Genomic DNA, 20,765 nt, shown 5'->3' with positions numbered 1-20,765 from the left:
CATGTGATGGCAGGCATAGTAACAAACCCAAAAAGAGGCATTGAGAGCAATAAAGACAAATCATTTTTGTCATATACGCAAAAATCATCAAGTAACATGAAAGCCCAATACCAGATAAGGAAAAGCATTCGACTCCCTTGAGCCATGGAAGGTACAAATAACGTTAGAGGAGGACTGGATTACCGCCGACGCAAACCGCAAAGAGAGCTTGCCCAAAGCCGAGTCATAGCGTCAATTTAGGCTGAATAAAGTCAATAAAAGCAGAGATACGCTTGGCAACATTGGAGGATTTATAATAAACGGCATTAATCTGCTCTCGTCCTATATTGGTGATTTTTTCCCTTTCCAATAAAGGGATTAAACGCCCCTCACTGATATCTTTCTTCACCATAAATCCAGATAAGCAAGCGATACCATTGCCCTGTAATGCCAGTTGCCTCACCGTTTCACCGTTACTCGATGTTATTGTTGGGGTGATACGACCAATCCCTTTGAGCGGCCAATCGTTAAGGGTTTTAGGGCTGGAAAAACCCAATAAATCGTGATGAATAAGCTCACTGCTTTTATTGATAAATCCGCGTCTTGCCAGGTACTCAGGCGAAGCGACAACATAGAGCAAACTCTTACCGAGCGGCCGTGCGTGCAGCGTCGAATCGCTTAAAGAACCTATTCGAATCGCTAGATCTGTTTTCTTTTCCAACAGATCAACAAACCCTTCGTTGGATGTCAGTTCCAGTTCAATATCCGGAAAGGCTTGCATAAAGGGCTGGATAAGCGGCACCAGTTGGTGAAACACAAATGGACTTGCGGCATCGACGCGTAGACGCCCCTTGGGTAATGTCCCTCTGGTGATAATCTCTTCTTCTGCTTGCTGAATTTGCGACAAGCCAAGACGAACTGTATCAACAAACTGCCGTCCCTCTTCAGTTAATTCTATGCGGCGCGTAGTACGATTGAGTATAGAAACCCCAAGCTGACTCTCAACCTTACTCACCGCCCTTGAAACCCGCGAGACCTGGATATCCAAAAGCTCAGCTGCCGGAGAAAAGCCACCATTGTCTACAACCGCCAGCAGTATTGCCAAGTCATCGGAGCGTGTTTTCATCACTCTTACCTAAATACATCACCAGCATTTTTTGCATTTATAGCAAATATCATCTACTGAAACACTTATTTTTGACAAAATGATTTCTACGCATAATGCTCGCAAACACCGGAGTCCTCCTTTGGTATCGCGCCCATAGACAGCAAAAAAGGCGCCGAAGCGCCTTTTAAAATCACTATCCCGAGAGGGCTTGTTCTCACCCTACTCCAATATCAATGGTAAGAAAATACACTTAAATAATAGGCAGTTAAAAATAAATCACTCTCGATAACATCATATATACCATGCGCATAATTTTTTTGTTCTTTACTGCTCGTCGACGTTTTAGTTCTGCTTTGGCCCAGATGAAGATTTGCCATATCACAACGAAGCGCTTGTTTCTCTTCTGCAATAAGTAAACGCGGACCAGATTTAGTTCTATCCATCATATGTCTTCCACCTGCCGCTGGGGATTTTAAATCCAGCATCAAAACCTGAGTTACCAGCAAGACACCTCAAGGATATTTTTAGACTATTTTTCATACACACCTTGAAAGCCATCTGCATTGCCCCAAGATCCTGCATGAGGAATATCCTCATTAAACATAAGGATTAAATCATGAGTTTGAAACCAGGACCAAAACCAATAGCCAAGTCGACTGGCAAGCCAGATCAGCGTCGACGTGACAATAAAAAAACACCAGGAAACACTCCGGATCTAAAGCCGAGTAAATCCTCGACCAAGTAACGCTACCTCAATATCGAGTCAGAGTAAGTGGTACTGACTCTTGTTGCTAAAGCCCAAAACACACTTTTGCCCCTTTCCGTGTTTCGCATGACTGAACTAGCTCTGCTTGGTACTGTCCTGTTGACCAAATTTCAGTAATGCTACAAAGTGTCTAGAGAAGTAGTGGCGATTCAACATAATGTTTTGCATTAGTTTTTATTCATTTACATGGATTGGTGAAAATGATCAAGTCAGAGATGTTTAACCCAAATAAAAGCTTTTTGAGTTTACCAATAGTGTGGTTTGCCGTTTCTACTTTTTTGTTGTTATCATGTGTAAGCATAAGTTTTATTATTTGTAATTCAAACCTAGAGTTAGACTTGTCATATAATGGTTTTAATTCGTTTATTTCAATTTTTAAATTTCCTCTCGGCATTTCAGCTTTAATCATACCAGTTATTGCACTATTGGCAGCCAACCATCGTTCCGAGCAAACGAAAGAGCAAATACGAGTAACCAATGCTCAGAATGTTTTTTCAAATTACTATAAGCATATTGAAGAATTTACAAAGTATCTTTCGGAGCGAGTAGATAAAAATATTGATTTGAGATACGCGCATAGTAAGTTTTATCCTCGTGCATCCGAGGGGGATTATGAAATTGATCCTAAGCTGATTGACATGTTGGCTTTGCTTGACCAACTCCCAAATGATTTGTTGAAAAATCAACCTAAAACAATTGATGAACCTTTCGATGAAGATTTTTATAAAAATTATTTTGAATTACTTTGCAGTGTAGGTGCCTATATTGACAGAGAAAATGTTGAAACAAGGTTTACTACTCCTAGTTCAAATAATAAATTGGACAACACCTTTCTTTATGTGGCGATCAGGTTGATTCAGGATGCTTTGGTTTTGATTAGTGATGTAGAAGTTTATTGTAAGTTTTCTATTAATTACCGGAGCCAATTTAAAGTTATTAACAGTAGGTTTATCAACACCAATTCTGCATATGTGTATAAAAAGCCTGAAAAGCAAGAGGGGTTAATGAGAACACGAAAAAAGGAAAAGAAAGAGCAAACATTGGAAGAGGCACAAAGTTTGTTTATCAAGCAGCTTGAAAAGGCGGTAGAAGAATCAGAACTAAATTCATAGTGTAGTGGACGAGCAAATCTGGCTGTCAGATTAGACGTTTTTAATACCCAAGATAATCGATAGAACACTAATTTAGCAGAATCACTAGCACGGAAATATCCCCATAACAGCCATATTTTTAGCGAAAAAATGATTTAGAATCAAGATGCTTTTCACTGAGGTAACCTACATCAATTTCTTGGCAATATAGGTCAATGTCACGGCAGCTATCTATGAGACTATCAATGTGGATATTGAGAAATTCGGTATACATTTCATCACTAATGTTACTGTAAGAACCGTAACCTAAAGCATACAGCTGACTATCTGTCACCACGTAAAACCATTCTCTAGCGGGATGTATTCTGTGGCCCCAATAAAGCGTATGGAAGGTATGCTCCATTTCAGCCATGTCTTGCACTTGAACAGCGCGATGAACATACATCGGATAAGGCGTAGAAGTATTAAAAAGTTCATTGGAACGCTGTATTGGATCGACAGACAGACCAATTTTAAATTCATTCTCTCTGCCCATGCCTTCGCTTCGGATAAAATAAATAAACCCTGGTCCTCGTTTATCATGCAGCTGTTGCTTTGCCATTGCTATCTCACCTTTTCATTAACAAGATTCACGTTACTCCAAAACAAACGCGGCTTTTTTCAAGAGAGTTGCTCTTAAATTAGCCTTACTTATAGTAATGTGAGCTGGAGCATTTTGATTATTAACTCTAACACGCTTCTGTCCAGAAACGAGCTACAGCTTTGACATATATCGTGTGATCACCATATCGGTCAGATGTATATGGAAATGCTGGCCGGTGCACCATCACAGACAACATGTACCTTCTAACTACTGTGGCTGCCAAACGGCCAGCGTCTCATTTTGTCGATTTGATCGACCGGTCTCGTCATATCCTTGTAAGTACGCCCGGCCAACTTGTTTCGGAATAGCTCCATTTTGTCGGCAATGGCTTTCATCTTCAGGCCGTGCTCGGTGTTGTGCAGCCACGGCCCCAAAAATGGAAGGCCAGAATCAGAATGAACATCACTGCGAAGAAACCAAATACCTCCGCAAGGTTTTGGGGTAGAAAGCTAAACTCCATAATCAGTTTATGCCCAAAAAAATCTATAAAAGTATTCACAAATCCCACAATTTAAGGCAGATAAAGTACCAATAGAAAAAAGGCGCCGAAGCGCCTTTTTAAATCACTATCCCGAGAGGACTTATTCCCACTCGAATATCAATAACAATAAAATACCCATAAATAACAGAAGCTTAAGAAAAAACACATTCTCAATACCATTATCTATACCATGCTCAGATTTTTTTGATTCTTTGCTGCTCGTCGGCGTTTTAGTTCTGCCTTGGCCCACTCTGAGGATTCAGCCATATCTTTGCGCAATTCAGCCCTCTCTTCGGCTGTCAGAGTTCTGATTTTAGGCTCTGCCAGGATAGTAGTATTGTTCAATCTAGACGTCACTAAGTACCTTCTCCTAAAATGCAAATCATTATTGGTTAATGACTCTGACACTCCCACCTTTTAGCGATTTGCAATGTCATCCCCCCCACGCTCCAACACAATATCTTCAGAGCCATGCTCCACCGCTGGAAAGCATTCGGTTAGGTGCCAAATTAAACATTTTAACCCTTTAAGGCTAAGCGAATCGCTATCTCAAAAGACACTATATCACACCCTCCTTTCTTATCTCCCTTATAGTACAGAAAAGCCAGAACACTGATTTGAACCCAAACGTTTATGTCTAAAGAACAATCACCTCATCCAATGTTTAAGTTCATACCTCAATAAGGAGTTAGAGAGCAAACTTAATAAACTTTTTTGTCTTGAGTTATTAAAACGGTGGTGATTTAGGTCTGGTAATCTTGGCTAGCGTCCACGTGATTGAGGGGACTCTTCCGACAGGAACTGCCGCCGGGTTAATAACAACTATTATTGCAGTATGCTGAAGTAGAGATGTGTCGGTAATTGGCAAGGAGTGAAGTTACCCATTATTAGTAGGGGTAACTTACTAAGTAACTATGCCAACGACAGATCTGACTACCAGAAAGCTCATGTTTCGACACCATTACGTAAAGGGGAGCTGTTTTCCTTCTCCTACTTGGGTAATCCCCAATGATGCCAAAAATCCAAATAGTAACGAACAGACAAGCAGTGACAAGGTAAACCAAAACAAAACAGCCTTTCGGCTAGCCCCCATGGCAATTGCAAATGCTCCAGCGGCATGGATACCAATCAAAAATGGACCGAGAAAAGCTAGGCCTGGAACACCAAATTTTTCCATAATCATATGTTTACGATCCGTTATGTCGAGGGCTGCTTGCTCAGTTTCGGGTTTATTTCGCCAGCGCTTCATAAATAACTTAACTTTTTCACTGGCATAAATTATGGGAAAAAGCGAAAGTAAATTCCCGAAAAAGCCTGCAAGTGCAGCGGGAAACCATGGTAACCCAGCAATAACACCCAATGGGACGGCAATCCAAACTTCGAGCACCGGAATCGCCGCCCCCAAAAAGACACTGATATAGAGTAATAAATCATTCATTTAGATCGCCCTTTCTGCTTTTTTTTGTGAAGAACAAAACATATAAGCTTGGCACAACGATAAAGGATGCAATGGTGCCTGAAATAAGGCCGCCCATTATCACAACGTTAAACGAGCGCCACAGCGGATCATTGGCGATAAGCAAAGGAAGCAGCCCTAAAATAGTGGTTATTTGTGTCAACATAATAGGGCGAAACCGTTGCATTAAAGCCGATTTGAGTGATTCAAGTTCAGATTTTCCTGCGTCTTTCTCGATATCAATTTGTTCGATAATTAGCATAGCATTCGACACAATAATGCCTATTAGGGCGAATATCGCTAAATTTGCCATAAAATCGAAAGGCAGCCTGAAAATGATCAGTGCTAAAAGTAACCCAATGGCACAGAAGGGGATACTTAGTACGATGATCCCCACCTTACGAAACGAGTTGTACTTGTGGATGAACAAAATGATCATCATAAGTACACAAAGTGGTAGGAAAGCAAAAATAGCTTCTGCGGTTACCTCGCTCTCTTCAATCTCCCCACCAAACTCGATTTGCACTTTGCCAGTATTACGAACTTGCTCCAAGGTTACTGCGATGTTGGAAACCAACTCTTTAGAGGTCATCGCCGGATTAAGCGCTGTCACCGTCAGGGTTGGCCGCAAGTTTCTTTTCTTCACAATCGACGGATGAAACTCTGTATCAACGCGAGCAATTTCTGATAAATACACGGTTTTATCTGAAGATTGTGAGAAAATCTGAATATTATTTAATTGCGACAGTGTCGCGTTATCTGTTGGCATTGCCAGCATAATAGGCAGCAAGAACTCTCCTTCCCGAAGCTCAGATGTACTCTCTCCGAGAGTATTTTTCCTAAGAGCGGAAAAGATGTCTTCTCGTGTGACTCCGGCATAGCTTGCTGCGGCTTGGTCTATATTTACCACTAAGCTGGGGATAGGTTGTTCCCAGTCCTGTTTGATGTTAATGGTTCCATCTACTTTGCTAAGCGCCTCTTGAATCGTCGCAGCAGCCTGTAATAAATCATTATGGTTGTTGCTGATGATTCTAATGGCTGCTTCGCCTGGAGGCGTGGAGCCCATGAAAAACGGGTTGATCCCGAGCTTGGCATAGGGGAAAACGGGAGGCATCTCAGCCCTAAGTTGGCTTACAAAGGCCGCAACATTGGTTTCTTTACTCAGATTGATAACAAAGTAAGCGGTATGCGCAGCCGGATCTGGCGGATTCAGGCCAAGGATAAAGCGTGGCCCTCCTTCACTAACATACGCAGTAGCGCCTGTAATCTGGGGAAAACGCTGTCCCTCTGCAAGCCATCGCGTCATTTCTTGTGCAACTTCAGCTGTGCGGTTTGCAGGCGTGCCTGCTGGGAGCTCAAGGGATATTTGCATTTGTGAGCGTTCAGACGGTGGAAAGAATGCCTCTGGAATAGTCGCAGATAAAAATAACGATAGGATCAGGCTTGCTGTCGCACCTGCTAAAAATGCTTTTGGCCAGCTAATGACTTTGTCCCAAAAGCGAGACACGATCATCATTAAGCGCGAGAGCTTACTTTGCTCAGATGTATTTTTCCCTTTCCTTATAGACCACTGCGCCAAAATCGGCACCAGCATAATGGCGACAAACCAGGAAATGATCAGCATGACGCCAATGACGATGGTTAGCGTCTGCATATAAATAGCAGTGATATTATCGGTAAACATAGGTGGGGCGAATGCCAGGATAACCGTTAGGCTAGCAATCAGCATTGGCGTACCCAGTGTCTTTCCGGCGTGTAAGGCTGCTGATTTCCCAGACTCACCTTGATTGATACGTTTTGAGATATCCTCAACAATCACCATCGGGTTATCAACCAATATCCCCAATGCAATGATAAACGAGGCGATACTGACCTCATTAAGCTCAACACCAAGCACACGTAAAACGACTAATGTCATAATGCCTGTAATGGGTACGGCAAGTCCCACCAGTGAACCTGCGCGTAAACCCAGGGCGATAACGGTGACTACAGTTACGACCAGGATCGTTTCCAGAAGGGTTGAAATCATTTTGGATATGACTTGATTAACAACTTCACCTTGGTCGGTAATGATTTTCAATTGAAAGCCAGCGGGTAAATCGTATTCCCATTGCGCTATTTGTGTACGGAGGCGATCATTGAAATCGACCATGTTAACGCCTGGTGTCATATAACCTGCAACAACAATGGCCTGTCCCCCATTTAGATAGGCGGCGGTATTAAGTGGTTGTGCCGTTGCCCTTATTACATCCGCTAGAGTGTCAAGTGGTAACTGGCTGCCGTCTTGCAGCACAATAGGGATCGCTTTAATATCGTCAATAGCGTTGTAGCCGCCTCTGACATAAATACGACTCTCTTGGTCGCTAAAATTCACTCTGGCAATATCATCAAGCGTATTGTTTTTATGCAATTGCAGGTAGATATCATTAGGCTTGATCGAAAATCTGGACGCAGCAAATGGCTTTAGATTGATAGTCACTTGCTCTTCAGTGACACCATGCAAGGTGACTTTATCCATACCGGGGATATCGTAAAGAAAATCCCGCAGCTCACTGGCTTTATTTCTAAGTTGTTCAAACGTGTGATTGGGGGCACTAAGCGCAACAGTCATTACGGCAACGGCGTCATAACTATCGTTAACAAAAGGCCCAGACACACCATCGGGAAGTGAGTTTTGCACATCCTGCATTTTCGCTCTGACTCTGAGCCATGATTGCGCGTAGTCTGGTGTTCCGTCCTTAATCTCCAAAGAGATATGAATTTCTCCGGCACGAATAGACGTTGTGATATTTTTAGTTTCTTCCAGTTCACGCAAAGCACGTTCAACAGGGCGCGCCAATAGCGATTCCGTTTGATAAATATCTAAGCCGGGATGATAAGCGGTAATCACAGTGACATTTATCGGCAGTGTAGGCTCTTCCTGCGACGGGTAACTCGGGTATAACGCCAACCCTATGCTCGTAAGCATAAAAAACAGAAAGAGCACTAAACGGCTGTTAGCAAGTGAGAAATTGGTAATGGACATTAACGCGTCTCCCCTAAAACACGAACCTGTTGCCCGTCACTGATAAAGGCTGCTCCGGCTGCTACGTACCTCTCTCCGGGGTTCAACTCAGCATTGATAATGTAGCCAGTAGGTTGAATATCGATAATTTGTACAGGTTTTTTACTGACGGTATTGGACTCACCGTTAAAGGAATAGAGGAAAGCGCTGTTACTTGTTGCTTCAACATAAACTGCGCCGTGAGGAACCAAGAGAACGTTTTCACTATTTTTCAGACGATAGTTCACTGCAACCACGAGACCTGGCGGTAGAAAATTTCCCTCTGGCACTTGTATACGCAGTTTAACAGGCAAGCTCAAGCCATTACTTGCGCGCTCTGCAATATGAGACAACTCAGCCTCAAAAGACACCCCTTGATGACTAATACTGATAACCTGTTCATTTGTAGAACGTAGAGCATTTGCCAAAGGTACGGGGATTGATGATTCAACAATAAGTTGCGCTGAACTGTCGAAAGTAAAGATGACCTGATTCTGAGCCACCTCTTCAAAGGGTTCCACTTGTCTGGTAGAGACAACACCATCATAGGGGGCTTTTATTACTGCTTGAGAGAGTTCTCTTTCTGTGAGTCTGACTCGGCTTTGTGCTTCACGCACAGAGGCTTGAGCGGTTAAGAAAAGTGTTCTTGCCGCCTCTAAATCTTGCTGGGAAACTGCGTTATTTGATTTGAGATGATTAAGCCGTTCATAGTTTGCTTGGTGTTCTTCAAGCGCGATCTGCGCTTTTGAGGCTTCAGAGCGGGCGTTATCAACTGCTAGTTGATAAGGCTCCAAATCCAGTGTCGCCATGATATCGCCCGCTTTTAACCGGCTACCAATATCCACCTGCACCTTTTGCACTTTGCCAGGAACGCCAAACGAGAGCTGCGCTCTGCTCTCTGTTTGTGTTATTCCAGAAAAGCGAGATTCTTGGTAATGCGCGTTTGCACCTACTTCGTTGAGTGTTACCACTCGAATGTTCTGTTCAGTGGGCTCAAGTATACTTTCACTGCTACAACCCTGTAATAGGACAAGCAGGCTAACTAATGCATATTTACTAAATTTCCTTAATAATATAACTGATCGTTCGAGTATATAAAATGGCGAACTCATAACAAACCCTCTTGAAGTATGGCTTAAATATTAATTACTTTTTTGGTGTAAGAAGGGTCTGAACAAGCTGACGTAAAAGCTCACGCGAATACTCGATATCCGCAGTCGCTATCTGGCAGGACAAACCATCAATATAGGCAAAGATATAGTGTGTTATTTGCTCGGGTGTGAGCAAATAACTTGTCTCATCTTTATCCTGTAATTTCTTGATCATGGTACAACAGGTGTCAAAGAGCTCTTGACCTGAATCCTGTACCGCTTTCTTAATTTCTGGGTTTCTGGATGACTCCGCGAGGATCTCCAGATACATAATAGTTCCTGTTTTATCGCCTGTGAGATAGGCCTCTTGCTCCAAAGCATCCATGAAATCACTAGCGCTCTCAATTCTTCTCAAAGCATCGAGATCTCTGGAAGAATAGCGCTTGGCGATTTCCAGAATGAGTTCATTTTTTGAGGCGAAGTATTGATAGAGACTTGCCTGGCTGACTTTTGCAACACGAGAAATTTCCGCCATGCCAGCGCCATGAAAGCCTTTTTTAACAAAGCATTGCACAGCACCATCAAGAATAGCCTCGATTTTAGCCTCTCGAGCTGCATAATTCACTGGACGACCTAAATTAGACATAAAAATACCACTTATTTTAATGAGTGGTCAATCATATAATTGACGGAAATTTGTGTCAAACGATCTTTTCCTCGCGTAAGCAGTACACCTTGAAGGTGCACTGCTCTTCCTCGTTATTCGTTTTACCTTACCTCCTTTGTCACCTGGCGGATAGTGCCCAACGCCTCCTGGAAGTCCTCCGGCGTCGCTCGACCAGTTTCAGCCTGGTAGTACAGGATCGTGAACATATTGGAGACCGCCTCTGCGACTGGCAAAACCTGCCGGGCGGTTTCCTGGTCGATGAACTCCAGAGCGGCCAGCTTGGTCGCAGCCTGATGAATTGCTTGCTGAACTTCGATACTATGTGTGGTTGTCATGTGTCACCTCTCTGTCAGGTGGTATGTGGAAATGCGGACCGGTGCACCATCACCGGCCCGTGTGCTTTCTAACTACTTGCGTCGGCCAAACAGCCTGCGTCTCATTTTGTCGATTTGATCGACCGATCTCGTCATGTCCTTGTAAGCACGCCCGGCCAACCTGTTTTGGAATACCTCCATTTTGTCGGCAATGGCTTTCATCTTCTGGCCGTGTCCGGTGTTGTGCAGCCACTGCCCCAAAAAATAGAAGGCCAGCATCACAATGAACATCACTGCGAAGAAACCAAATACTTCCGCAAGGTTTTGAGGTGGAAAGTTAAACTCCATAATCAGTAATCCTTATCTAGTTAGGCCATGCGACCCTTTTTAACAAAACTGGCAACCTCTTCGTTGCGCTCCTGCTGGCGTTCCTGGACATACGACACGTAGTCCTCAACGTCGAAGGTGTGCTTTTCCGGGTCGCGCTCTTGCCATTCTGCGTGTGCTTGGCGGGCTTCTTCCTGATCCTCACTGGACAGGCCATCAAAGCCGCCTGCTTGATTCATCCAGCCAGTGCCGACACCGCCTAAGCTATCGTTGTCAAATGCAGCGGAAGCGTCGTCAGTCGCCCTCCTTGTCGTCGTCATCCCCGTCATTTTTCGTACTGTTTCGGATCGAGCTAGCTAAACGACCTCCAGCAGTGCGGCCAATTCGATCCCCGGCCATATCACTCATTCCCTTCATCAAATTCGCACCGGTATCCGCTGCAATACGACCCGCTTTTACAGCGCTGCCTTTAAAGCCGCCGCCAGAGGATTGGCCAGAGGCTTGGGAAAAGGAGCCAGCTTCGTCAGAATCGCCGCCACCGCTAAATGCTTCGCCCAGGCTCGACATAACGTCAGTATTGTTCGCTACGTTCTCACCTGCTTTTGCAAATGCAGCCTGAATAGCAGACGCACCGCCGGCGGTAGCCATTGCTGCACCGGCAGCCATACCACCAGTGGCAACAGCCGCTCCGGCCATCGCTCCGGCACTGATACTGCCTGCACCTGCCGCCGCGCCGCCTCCAGGAACCAGGCTGGCGACCACATTGGGAACCGAGTGAATAAGCATCACGAGAACCAGTGAAACTACAAAGATCACCAGCAGTTCACGCATAGGGGCATCATTGGATAGATCGGCATAGAAACCGTCCATGATCGACATGGCAATGCCAATGAGCAACGTCATTGTCATCAACTTCAAAGCAACGCCCAATACGCTTTTGAAGTAGTTGATTGCTATATCTGAAGTCCAGCGCGAACCACCAAAACCCAGCACGAAGACACCGGCATAGATCAATATCCAAGCCGTCACCAAAGCCAACAACACATTGGCCGCCACTACCGCCATACATGCTAAAATTGCCAGCGTGATTAAGAAGATAGACAAGTTATCTATCGGGCTTGTGATACTGTAGGACTCACCAGCTTTCACAATAATGTCGAACGCAATACTAATAGGCTCTGACGGGGTTAGGTCTCTCGGAAGGCCACCGGCTTGAGCACCGATCATTCTCAACGAGTCGATGATTGACGTCGCAAAATCTGGGCCGTTTCTGAGCAACCAGAGAAAGAAACCAAACGTCAGGATGAAGCGCACGAACTCGGCAAAGAACTCCCTTATATCCGCTTGTTTAAGGATTAAGGTCCCGCCAGTCCAAACAAGGGATATAGTACCCAGCGTCCAGAACAGCCAGGCGGCATAGTTTGTAATTACCGTGCCCCAAGTAGCACTGGCCGTCATGAAACGCACGGCCACTTCATCCAAGACACCATTAGGCTCAATGGCCGCTGACACAGTTTGCGAAGTCAGTACAACTGCTAGGACCATCACAAGTCGAATGAATATCTTGCTCATGATTAGAACCCCTTGTTCTTGGAGCGATCCGTGGGTTCGCCCATATCCCAAAGACAGTTCCCTTTTTCCCTCTGCTCTTTCGTCAGGTTCGGGTTGTCACAGTTGATCGTTGCAGGGTTGGGCCCGTCATCTTCACCGCACCCCACCAGAACAAAAGAGGCCAACGCGCTAACGATAAAAACTCGGGTGATTTTCTTCATGATTAAAACCCCCTGTTTTCTGAACGGTCGGTTGGCTCGCCCATATCGAACAACCTTTCACGAGACGCTTGATATTGAGCTTCGCGGTCAGCATCCGCCTGCATTCGAGTGCCAACGGCATTCTGCTGGGCAATCAACAGGCTTCGGATTTGCAGGAGCTGGTTGGCCTGGTTGCTAGCGAGCTGGTTAGCGTAACCAATGGCGGCCAGTTGGCCGTCCGCGCCTTGGGCGGCAGATTGCAGACGCTGGAGCTGTCGAGCGTCGGCTTGCAAGTTGTCTTGCTGCTGCTCCAGGCCCTTAAACAGCGCGTCGTTGGCCTTCTTCTGCGATTCAGATGCCAAGCGGCGGTTCTCGGCCATAGCGACCCGTTCGGCATCGCTGCACCCCGCCGACGAGAAACAAGGCGAGCTGCGGTAATAGGCCACGTCCTGGAACTTGCCTAGGTAAGCATCGAGGCTACCAAGCTGGTTTTGGTAATAGGCGAGTGTGTTGGTCGCCTGGTTCAGATCGTTGATGGTGCGCTGCGCCTGGTCCCAAATATGAGCCGCCGGGGCCATTGTGTTTTGCAGTTGGTTTTCATACTGCTGGAGTTGGGTTTGGTATTCCTGAATCTGCTTGAGTGTCTGCGCTACGGCTTCCATCGCAGACATGATGTTCTGCGATAGGTTGGTGCCATCAACTACTGGAATACCGGCGTAAACGGGCTGCAAGGTGCAAGTCGTCATAGCGACAGCCAGAGCAATTTTAGCGGCTAAATTTTTTCTTTTAACTTTTTGCATACGTTGATCTCCATTACCAATGAATGCTTTATCGTGCCTTTCAATGCATAACGTATAAGCTCAATAATTGGACATAAAAGTTGACGTGGGGATATTTAAGCCAATAACTCCTACGGCGGTAGCCGGTAGCCTCGCAGAGCAGGATTCCCCGTTGAGCGCCCCGGCGCGAATAAGGGAAAGTGAAGATAGTTAATTGGCTCCGCCGATTAGCTAACTTCACCTATCCTGCCCGCCTTTCAGCGTTGTTTACGCCAAGGAAAGTGTTGTCGCGAAAATCTGTTTTTTAGTGCAAACCATATAAAATCGCTTGATCACCTTCTTGCACGAACAGAAACAGGAAATAAACGCGTAATATCAGGCAATTACTACGCTAGCATGGGGGTATACACAGCCAAAAAACACAGCAATACACAGCAATACACAGCTTTTCCAATTCTGGAGGAGTTGCGCCCCTCAAGTGTCAATGAAACGTGCGAGTGCTAGGAATGCATCCGATGTAGCGCTCTGTATTCCAAGGACTTTTAAAAAACCCAGACACTCTGACGGCCTTTTCTTTGACAGTTTCAGATTGGTATCGGTTGGATCATCAGGTCAGGAAGGATCGCTACCAACACTCTGTGCGTGTCGAGCCGCTAGCGCCCAATTTCGGACAGATTTTTGAGCACAACGTCAGTGTGGATAGGAAATGTAGTGTTGTAGTATGTTGTATGGTGCTACTACATACTACAACCTACAAACCGCACACATTTTCAGCCTACTACCGGCTTAAGCTATTCATCTTGATGTATGGAATACGGCTTCCTGAGCCGCCCAGAGAGGCGCTTCAGGCATCTCCCTCGCTACCCCTGAACGACGCTTCTGGGGATTATAAGGAGGCTTTGGTCGTCCTTCGGACGGATTGAACGCCAAGGAAAGGTGATAGCCCTTGGCGAGGAAGCAGAATCGGCCACCCTCTTGGCGTTGAAACATCGGCCGGAGGCCGATAGATAATCAACCTCCAGCACCCAGCTGGAGGTTGCTGGATATCCTGAGATATCCTGAATATCCTGCCAAAACAGCAAAAAATCGGGCGGGTGTGAGTCGCTATCGGGCGGGTGTGAGTCGCTATCGGGCGGGTGTGAGTCGCCATCGGGCGGGTGTGGGACGCTATCGGGCGGATGTGAGGCGCCTTATCCTATTCTCAGCATCTATCGTTATTCCAACTTCATGCAATTTTTCTGCATCCTCCCTAAGCCTGGAACGCCCATTTCGCATCCTCTTACTATTGATGTTTTCACCACAGACTGCGCGAATGAGAGTATCAACATGCCACCCTCCGGCTGGATCATTCTTGTGGGTCAATATGTGTCGAGCGACCGCCTGACTAATCCCGTGCTGCAAGCGAGCAATTGGGGCAGGATCGTAGTACAGACTAAGGTCGTGCTCCAATAACATGACCAAGGCGATACCAAGCCGAACTCTCCACAGATTTCGCTCTCCTCCCGTCAAGGGATCAGGGCGTGTCATAGGTGAAGGGATAACATGATCGATCAAGCCGCCGATTATCGGAAAATCGAACTGTGGTGTTTCAATCGTTACAGTTGCTGCTCGCAGCTCTGCTAGCAGCTTCTCAAGATGGGAGGAACTATACCGGCTATCTGACAACGTTTTCCGCACTTTGGCAGGGTCTACCAATAGCTCTACACCACCATCAGAAACATCGCGTCGACGTTCGGCACAGTGCAAAATAGCCTCAACAACATCTGCGTGCCGCTGACCAAGCCTTCCCTTAATGCGACAGCGGCCAAAGGATGTTTCCATCCAGTCGGCCTCCATCAGGCTTGGGCGCTGACTGGCCTGGTAAAGCATCACTCTTGCCTGTGCACTGGTACTAGTTGGAGTGACCTTGTTACCAGTTGTCATCAGCGCCTTCCATAGCAACTTTAGATTTCTTGAACGGTAATACTCCTTTGGCCTTACGCTGCCTCTCCAGCACGGCAGGTTTCAGCACACCGCCTTCGTGACGCCTGAACCAACGCTCGGCGAAAGGAGAGCCATAATTCGCCTTGCTAACGCCATAGCGGACGAAGTACCCACGCTGACTATCATCAACACCCCATTCCTCAGCCTCGGTTTGCGTCATGCCAGACAGGTACGATTGCCAGCGAATGTTATCGACCAGAACAGACGACCCACGGCTGGCCTGTTGCTGGTCACCCGCACCAATCATGGCGGCGCTCTTACTGGCATGGTGCAAAAATACGATAGAGCACCCCGTATCGGCGGCAATGGCCTCCATGCGTCCGATCACTTGCGCCATTGGGCCGCTGGCGTTTTCATCTTCAATATGGAAACGGCGTAAGGTGTCCAGGATCATCAGGCGACGGCCTTCAGCCGCTCGCTTAAGGCCATCGAACCAATCGAGACACATGATGTTGGGGCACCTTCCTATCAGCGGCTCAATCAGCAAGCCTTCAGCAACGGCTTGCCGCTGCTCGGCAGTGAGATGTGCCCCAAGAGCATGTAATCGGTGATGGATAGCAGCAGGGGGATCTTCTGCGGGGAGATAGATAACTGGCCCAACAGTAAACTCTCCGACTTCCAGCAAGTCCGGGCCTCCAGCGATCTGCATGGCAAGCTGTAAGGCCAGCATGGATTTTCCGGCACCACCTGGTGAAACCAAGGCACCCACCGTACCGGCAACCATATTAGGTAAAACATAATCAAGAGGCGGCGGCGTTTCCGAAAAGGCCGCCATAAGATCAAGGGCCATACTGTTAGGCCTCTATGGTGTTGCCAGGTCGAGCGGCCCGGATTCCAGACGCTTTACGCGTCTCTATCCATTCTTCGACTTCCGATAAATCCCAGGCAACATTTCTGCTAGTAAGCGCTATGCGCTTCGGAAATTCCCCACGCTGTTCCAGGTTATAAATTGTGCGCGTTGAAAGTGGAATCATCTCCAGGAGTTGTTTCCTGTTGATGAGAACTTTATTTGCCATTGTTTGCATGCTTGAACCTCCATTTACCTGTTGAGGCTTCATCGTGCCAAGCAATGCAACTTGATTAAGCTTTATTTTTGGACTATAAAGTTGTTATGAATATTGAGCACCAAGCTAGACTAGACCTAGGGCAAGACTACATAGCTATCCTTCCAGGCTGCGCCCAGCCTGTTTCTCTTGCTATCGCCAAATTTAGAACGCGCTGGGGTCCTTACTCTGCCTTCTCTCGACGTTACCCCATTCTTCGCCTGATTCAAGAACTGATCGATCCTGCCATAGCTGAGTACATGGACTCCCTCCCAAACAGCTATAAAAACCATGTTGCGGGTATTGGCTCAGGGGTTGGATTTAGCGAAATCATCCGGCTGATAGGGCTGGAAGCAATGGTGCGCATGCAGCGCCAACTGCTACGCCAGTTCATAAAGACAAGTGATGAACAAACCCAAAGAGATCAGTGCTTCGTCGCAACCATTGAATCGTTAATTGAATTAACCTGGGATTGCGCCTGTAAGCGTCCGAAGAAATCAACAGCGACCAAAGGCGTCAACCTAAACGCACAACGAAAACATAACTTCTGCGAATTCTGTGGAAACCTTACGGAGTACTCAAAATTCATGCTCACAGTAGAGCAGAGACAAACAAATGAAGTTGAACTTATAGACCACAAGAAACTAGAACTTAGCCACAATTACTGCAAAGAGCATCGCCCCAAACTTGCCAATGACGAGTGGAACCCAAGTTACAAACAGGCAAAGCGCTCCCTCGCACAATTCAATATCGAACTTTCCAGATTAACTCATCAATCTGCACATCGCGCTAAGCCTCATGCTATGTCAGGAGACAAACTGATCGATGACTATTTCTTCCTATTCATGTTGAATTTAACATTACAGCCAGCAGACGTGGCGGAGCTTCGCAATCTGGCTCGAAAGATGGTCGACTCCAAGCTCTCAGACAATAAGAAGAAAATGCTGGTACTTCAGCATTATGGCTACTCTCAAGCTCAAATTGGCAAAAAGCTACTCAGCAGAAAACAACAACCAATGACACCTCAAGCAGTATCTAAAGCATTAGCAGCAGTTCGCAAAGATTTTTTACTCCCTGCTAACAGGCCAGGAAAAGGCCAATAGAAATTTTAGCTGCTAAAATTCTTGGGTTGTATTAGGTAGTCCATTCATCAATCATGTCAGCCCAGTCCTGCAACATGGCTGTGCGCTGCTCCCGATATTCGGCTTTGTTATAGATTGCCCTCACGCCCTTTTGCTCATGTGCCAGGCATTTCTCTATCCAGTCGGTGTTGTAACCGGCTTCATGAAGCAGGGTACTGGCTGTTCGTCTCAGGTCGTGCGGGCCGAATTTAGCAAGCGGTTGCCCCTCTTTTTGGGCCAGCTTGTAAGTCATCGTCATCACCCGGTTTAGCGTGGCACTACTCATGGGCACGTCAGAATCGTAACGCGACGGCAGAACATAATCCGATCCACCGGAGAACGTCTTCAAAGCGATGAGAATGTCCATGGCCTGCCTAGATAGAAACACCAGGTGAGGATTTCGCCGCTTCATCCTTTCTTTAGGGATCGTCCAGAGCGCTTCGCTGAAGTTGATCTCACTCCAGGTAGCATTCGTCAGCTCGCTTTTTCGCACCATCGTCAACAACAACAGTTTTACCGCTGCGCGGATCGATGGTGATGTACCAATACGCCCCATGTACTGATACATGATCCTAATTTCTTCGGACGTCAGGGTTCGATCTCTCGGCTCAAACCTGGCAATGCTTGCTGGCCGCACCAGGTCTGCTGGGTTCTCAACCTTCTGGCCTCGCTCAGTGGCCCAGCGGTATACCTGGAGTACAATCTCACGCGCATGAACCGCCGTAGCAGGCGCACCGCGCTCTACGATGGCGTCGGTAAGTGCTCGCAAGTCCTCGTGGGTGATTTCGGTCAGCTTCTGATTGCCGAATTTCTTTTCCAGCTCTCTCGTATAAACCGAGCGGCGCATATCACGGGTAGAGTCGGCCATCTGGTAGCCCCGTAGCCACTTTTCCGCCCAGGCACCAAAGGTTTCAGCCCCTTTTACACGCGCCTTGTCCCGTGCCTTCTCCTTCGCTGGCGACTTTCCATCAGCGACCATCCGCTTGGCTTCACTAAGTCGCTCACGGGCTTCTGCCAGAGTGATACCCCCAACGCCATAGCGGCCAAAAGTGATTGTCTCTTGCCTGCCATTGATCGAGTAGTTGTAACGGAATGAGATAGAGCCGGCAGGAGTGACAGCCACATAGAGGCCATCCCGGTCATTCACCTTGTAGAGTTTATCCCTCGGCTTGAGGTTGCGCAGCTTGGTATCGGTCAGCAAGAGTCTTATCCTTCTTCGATTCCGATACCATGCTGAAATATCGCCCCAAAATCAGGCTCTAATCTCAATAAAAACAGTCAGTTAAATAGTTTTGATACCATGAGCACACAGGATCAAGCAGCATGGTATCGGCTATCACTCATGGCATCATGTCTTGATAATACCACTTTGGATACCACGCTCAAGCGGTGCTTCCCGCTGCCATAAGTTGCCAAATACTGCCAGACATTAAAACAAAAAAGCCCATAATAACATGGGCTTAGGTGTCATTTAATGCCAGTTAGTACCAGCTAGTGCCTAACGTGTGATCATTCCCACTCAATCGTTGCCGGTGGCTTGCCTGAGATGTCGTACACCACGCGGGAGATACCGTCGATTTCATTGATGATGCGGTTGGACACTCGGCCGAGGAAGTCGTACGGCAGGTGAGCCCAATGGGCAGTCATAAAGTCGATGGTTTCCACGGCGCGCAGAGAAACAACCCAGTCGTACTTGCGGCCATCGCCCATTACACCTACGCTGCGAACCGGCAGGAACACAGTAAAGGCCTGGCTGACACGGTCGTACAATTCGGCTTTGCGCAGCTCTTCGATGAAGATGGCATCGGCGCGGCGCAGCAGATCGCAGTACTCTTTCTTGACTTCGCCGAGTACCCGTACGCCCAGGCCTGGGCCAGGGAATGGGTGGCGATAAAGCATGTCGTAAGGCAGGCCCAGCTCCAGGCCAATCTTGCGTACTTCGTCTTTGAACAGTTCACGCAGCGGCTCAACCAGCCCCAGCTCCATATCTTCCGGCAGGCCGCCGACGTTATGGTGCGACTTGATCACATGGGCCTTGCCTGTGGCGCTGCCGGCAGATTCGATGACATCAGGGTAGATGGTACCTTGGGCCAGCCACTTGGCGTTGACGCACTTACCGGCTTCTTCGTCGAAGATTTCCACAAATACCCGGCCGATGATCTTGCGCTTGGCTTCAGGGTCGTTTTCGCCTTTAAGGGCATTGAGGAATCTGTCTTCGGCTTCAACCTTGATGATGTTGAGACCGAAGTGGTCACCGAACATCTCCATCACTTGCTCGCCTTCGTTCAGACGCAGCAGGCCGTTGTCGACAAACACACAGGTGAGTCTGTCGCCGATGGCACGGTGCAGCAACATGGCGGTAACAGAGGAGTCGACCCCACCGGAAAGCGCCAGGATTACTTCGTCGTCACCTATCTGCTTTTTCAGACGCTCAACGGCATCTTCGATGATGGAAGCGGGTTTCCACTTGGCTTCACAGCCACAGATTTCCAGCGCGAAATGCTCCAGCATGCGCTTGCCCTGACGGGTATGGGTCACTTCAGGGTGGAACTGCACGCCATAGAAACCTTTGGCTTCATTGGCCATGGCGGCGAAAGGGCAGGTTTCGGTCTTGGCAACCGCGACAAAGCCTTCAGGGATGGCCGAGACCTTGTCACCGTGGCTCATCCATACATCCAGCAATGGACGACCGGCTTCGTTAACGGCATCTTCGATGTTTTTGAACAGTGCAGATTCGGCCAGCAGTTCGATTTGCGCGTAACCGAACTCGCCCTCGCCTATGCCCTGGATAACCTTGCCGCCCAGCTGTTCGCTCATGGTCTGCATGCCGTAGCAGATACCCAGTACAGGCACGCCTGCGTTAAACACATACTCAGGGGCACGGGGAGAATTGTCGGCGGTGACACTCTCGGGACCACCTGCCAGAATAATGCCCTGAGGGGCAAACTCGCGGATCTGCTCTTCACTGACATCCCAGGCCCAGAGTTCACAGTAGACGCCAATTTCGCGGATACGACGGGCAATCAGCTGGGTATACTGGGATCCGAAATCAAGGATCAGTATCTTGTGCTCATGAATATTGCTCATTGATAACCTTTATCTCTTTAGTTTGATTGCAGTGC

20 protein-coding genes are annotated in these 20,765 nt (G+C 47.3%); 2 read left to right on the top strand and 18 right to left on the bottom strand.

From position 1 onward, the window contains the following. Window positions 1-223: 223 nt before the first annotated feature. Both ACWAU4_RS08245 and ACWAU4_RS08240 read right to left on the bottom strand, forming a co-directional pair. Window positions 224-1,105, bottom strand: coding sequence for a LysR family transcriptional regulator (locus ACWAU4_RS08245; RefSeq protein WP_045282452.1), 882 nt, complete (start codon window positions 1,103-1,105; stop codon window positions 224-226). Between the two features lie 212 nt (window positions 1,106-1,317). After that, window positions 1,318-1,593: a hypothetical protein gene (locus tag ACWAU4_RS08240; protein ID WP_208125725.1), complete on the bottom strand. Its 276-nt coding sequence runs from the start codon at window positions 1,591-1,593 to the stop codon at window positions 1,318-1,320. Between the two features lie 460 nt (window positions 1,594-2,053). Between ACWAU4_RS08240 and ACWAU4_RS08235 the strand changes: the two genes are divergently transcribed. Further along, on the top strand, window positions 2,054-2,965 hold the full coding sequence (locus ACWAU4_RS08235) for a hypothetical protein (protein ID WP_208125724.1): 912 nt from the start codon (window positions 2,054-2,056) through the stop codon (window positions 2,963-2,965). Between the two features lie 118 nt (window positions 2,966-3,083). Here ACWAU4_RS08235 and ACWAU4_RS08230 read toward each other — a convergent pair whose 3' ends face one another. The 14 genes from ACWAU4_RS08230 to ACWAU4_RS08165 all read right to left on the bottom strand — a co-directional run bounded on the left by ACWAU4_RS08230 (window position 3,084) and on the right by ACWAU4_RS08165 (window position 16,495). Then, a complete protein-coding gene (locus ACWAU4_RS08230; protein ID WP_208125723.1) occupies window positions 3,084-3,545 on the bottom strand; it encodes a GIY-YIG nuclease family protein in 462 nt (153 codons plus the stop codon). Between the two features lie 1,484 nt (window positions 3,546-5,029). Continuing rightward, on the bottom strand, window positions 5,030-5,506 hold the full coding sequence (locus ACWAU4_RS08225) for a small multi-drug export protein (protein ID WP_454290538.1): 477 nt from the start codon (window positions 5,504-5,506) through the stop codon (window positions 5,030-5,032). Further along, entirely contained in the window at window positions 5,499-8,549 is a 3,051-nt protein-coding gene (locus ACWAU4_RS08220) for an efflux RND transporter permease subunit (RefSeq protein ID WP_454290537.1), read from the bottom strand. Before ACWAU4_RS08220 ends, ACWAU4_RS08225 begins: the two co-directional genes overlap by 8 nt. Continuing rightward, window positions 8,549-9,679: an efflux RND transporter periplasmic adaptor subunit gene (locus ACWAU4_RS08215; RefSeq protein WP_454290536.1), complete on the bottom strand. Its 1,131-nt coding sequence runs from the start codon at window positions 9,677-9,679 to the stop codon at window positions 8,549-8,551. The genes ACWAU4_RS08220 and ACWAU4_RS08215 overlap by 1 nt, the downstream gene beginning before the upstream one ends. 34 nt (window positions 9,680-9,713) lie before the next feature. Then, window positions 9,714-10,304, bottom strand: coding sequence for a TetR/AcrR family transcriptional regulator (locus ACWAU4_RS08210; RefSeq protein WP_148514488.1), 591 nt, complete (start codon window positions 10,302-10,304; stop codon window positions 9,714-9,716). 122 nt (window positions 10,305-10,426) lie between these two features. Beyond that, window positions 10,427-10,660, bottom strand: a complete 234-nt coding sequence (locus ACWAU4_RS08205) for a type I toxin-antitoxin system ptaRNA1 family toxin (protein ID WP_148514489.1) — start codon at window positions 10,658-10,660, stop codon at window positions 10,427-10,429. Between the two features lie 72 nt (window positions 10,661-10,732). After that, window positions 10,733-10,987 (bottom strand): hypothetical protein, encoded by a 255-nt coding sequence (locus tag ACWAU4_RS08200; RefSeq protein ID WP_454290535.1) that lies wholly within the window; start codon window positions 10,985-10,987, stop codon window positions 10,733-10,735. A 20-nt stretch (window positions 10,988-11,007) separates the two neighbouring features. Continuing rightward, window positions 11,008-11,205, bottom strand: coding sequence for a conjugal transfer protein TrbL (locus tag ACWAU4_RS08195; RefSeq protein ID WP_248444986.1), 198 nt, complete (start codon window positions 11,203-11,205; stop codon window positions 11,008-11,010). A 55-nt stretch (window positions 11,206-11,260) separates the two neighbouring features. Further along, window positions 11,261-12,538 (bottom strand): P-type conjugative transfer protein TrbL, encoded by a 1,278-nt coding sequence (trbL, locus tag ACWAU4_RS08190; RefSeq protein ID WP_148514492.1) that lies wholly within the window; start codon window positions 12,536-12,538, stop codon window positions 11,261-11,263. Window positions 12,539-12,540: 2 nt separating this feature from the next. After that, window positions 12,541-12,738 carry a hypothetical protein gene (locus tag ACWAU4_RS08185; RefSeq protein ID WP_142609155.1) on the bottom strand — a complete coding sequence of 66 codons (198 nt, stop codon included), beginning with the start codon at window positions 12,736-12,738 and terminating at the stop codon, window positions 12,541-12,543. A gap of 2 nt (window positions 12,739-12,740) precedes the next feature. Continuing rightward, window positions 12,741-13,517 carry a P-type conjugative transfer protein TrbJ gene (trbJ, locus tag ACWAU4_RS08180; protein WP_227481447.1) on the bottom strand — a complete coding sequence of 259 codons (777 nt, stop codon included), beginning with the start codon at window positions 13,515-13,517 and terminating at the stop codon, window positions 12,741-12,743. A 1,146-nt stretch (window positions 13,518-14,663) separates the two neighbouring features. Next, window positions 14,664-15,419 (bottom strand): ABC transporter ATPase, encoded by a 756-nt coding sequence (locus ACWAU4_RS08175; protein WP_123012689.1) that lies wholly within the window; start codon window positions 15,417-15,419, stop codon window positions 14,664-14,666. After that, entirely contained in the window at window positions 15,406-16,269 is an 864-nt protein-coding gene (locus ACWAU4_RS08170) for a helicase RepA family protein (protein WP_454290534.1), read from the bottom strand. Before ACWAU4_RS08170 ends, ACWAU4_RS08175 begins: the two co-directional genes overlap by 14 nt. Window positions 16,270-16,273: 4 nt before the next feature. After that, the gene (locus tag ACWAU4_RS08165; RefSeq protein WP_158124140.1) at window positions 16,274-16,495 is read right to left on the bottom strand and encodes a helix-turn-helix transcriptional regulator; all 222 of its coding nucleotides are present in this window, start codon (window positions 16,493-16,495) and stop codon (window positions 16,274-16,276) included. A 95-nt stretch (window positions 16,496-16,590) separates the two neighbouring features. On the opposite strand from ACWAU4_RS08165, the gene ACWAU4_RS08160 reads away from it, so the two are divergent. Continuing rightward, window positions 16,591-17,625: a transcriptional regulator gene (locus tag ACWAU4_RS08160; RefSeq protein WP_454290533.1), complete on the top strand. Its 1,035-nt coding sequence runs from the start codon at window positions 16,591-16,593 to the stop codon at window positions 17,623-17,625. 31 nt (window positions 17,626-17,656) lie between these two features. Here ACWAU4_RS08160 and ACWAU4_RS08155 read toward each other — a convergent pair whose 3' ends face one another. Then, the gene (locus ACWAU4_RS08155; RefSeq protein WP_454290532.1) at window positions 17,657-18,844 is read right to left on the bottom strand and encodes a tyrosine-type recombinase/integrase; all 1,188 of its coding nucleotides are present in this window, start codon (window positions 18,842-18,844) and stop codon (window positions 17,657-17,659) included. A 308-nt stretch (window positions 18,845-19,152) separates the two neighbouring features. Then, window positions 19,153-20,730 (bottom strand): glutamine-hydrolyzing GMP synthase, encoded by a 1,578-nt coding sequence (gene guaA / locus ACWAU4_RS08150; RefSeq protein ID WP_028779200.1) that lies wholly within the window; start codon window positions 20,728-20,730, stop codon window positions 19,153-19,155. Between the last annotated feature and the right edge of the window lie 35 nt (window positions 20,731-20,765).

The organism is Shewanella sp. FeAMO (genome assembly GCF_053653955.1).
The sequence above is the reverse complement of the archived record's forward strand: the minus strand, read 5'-3'. Positions and strand labels throughout refer to the sequence as shown.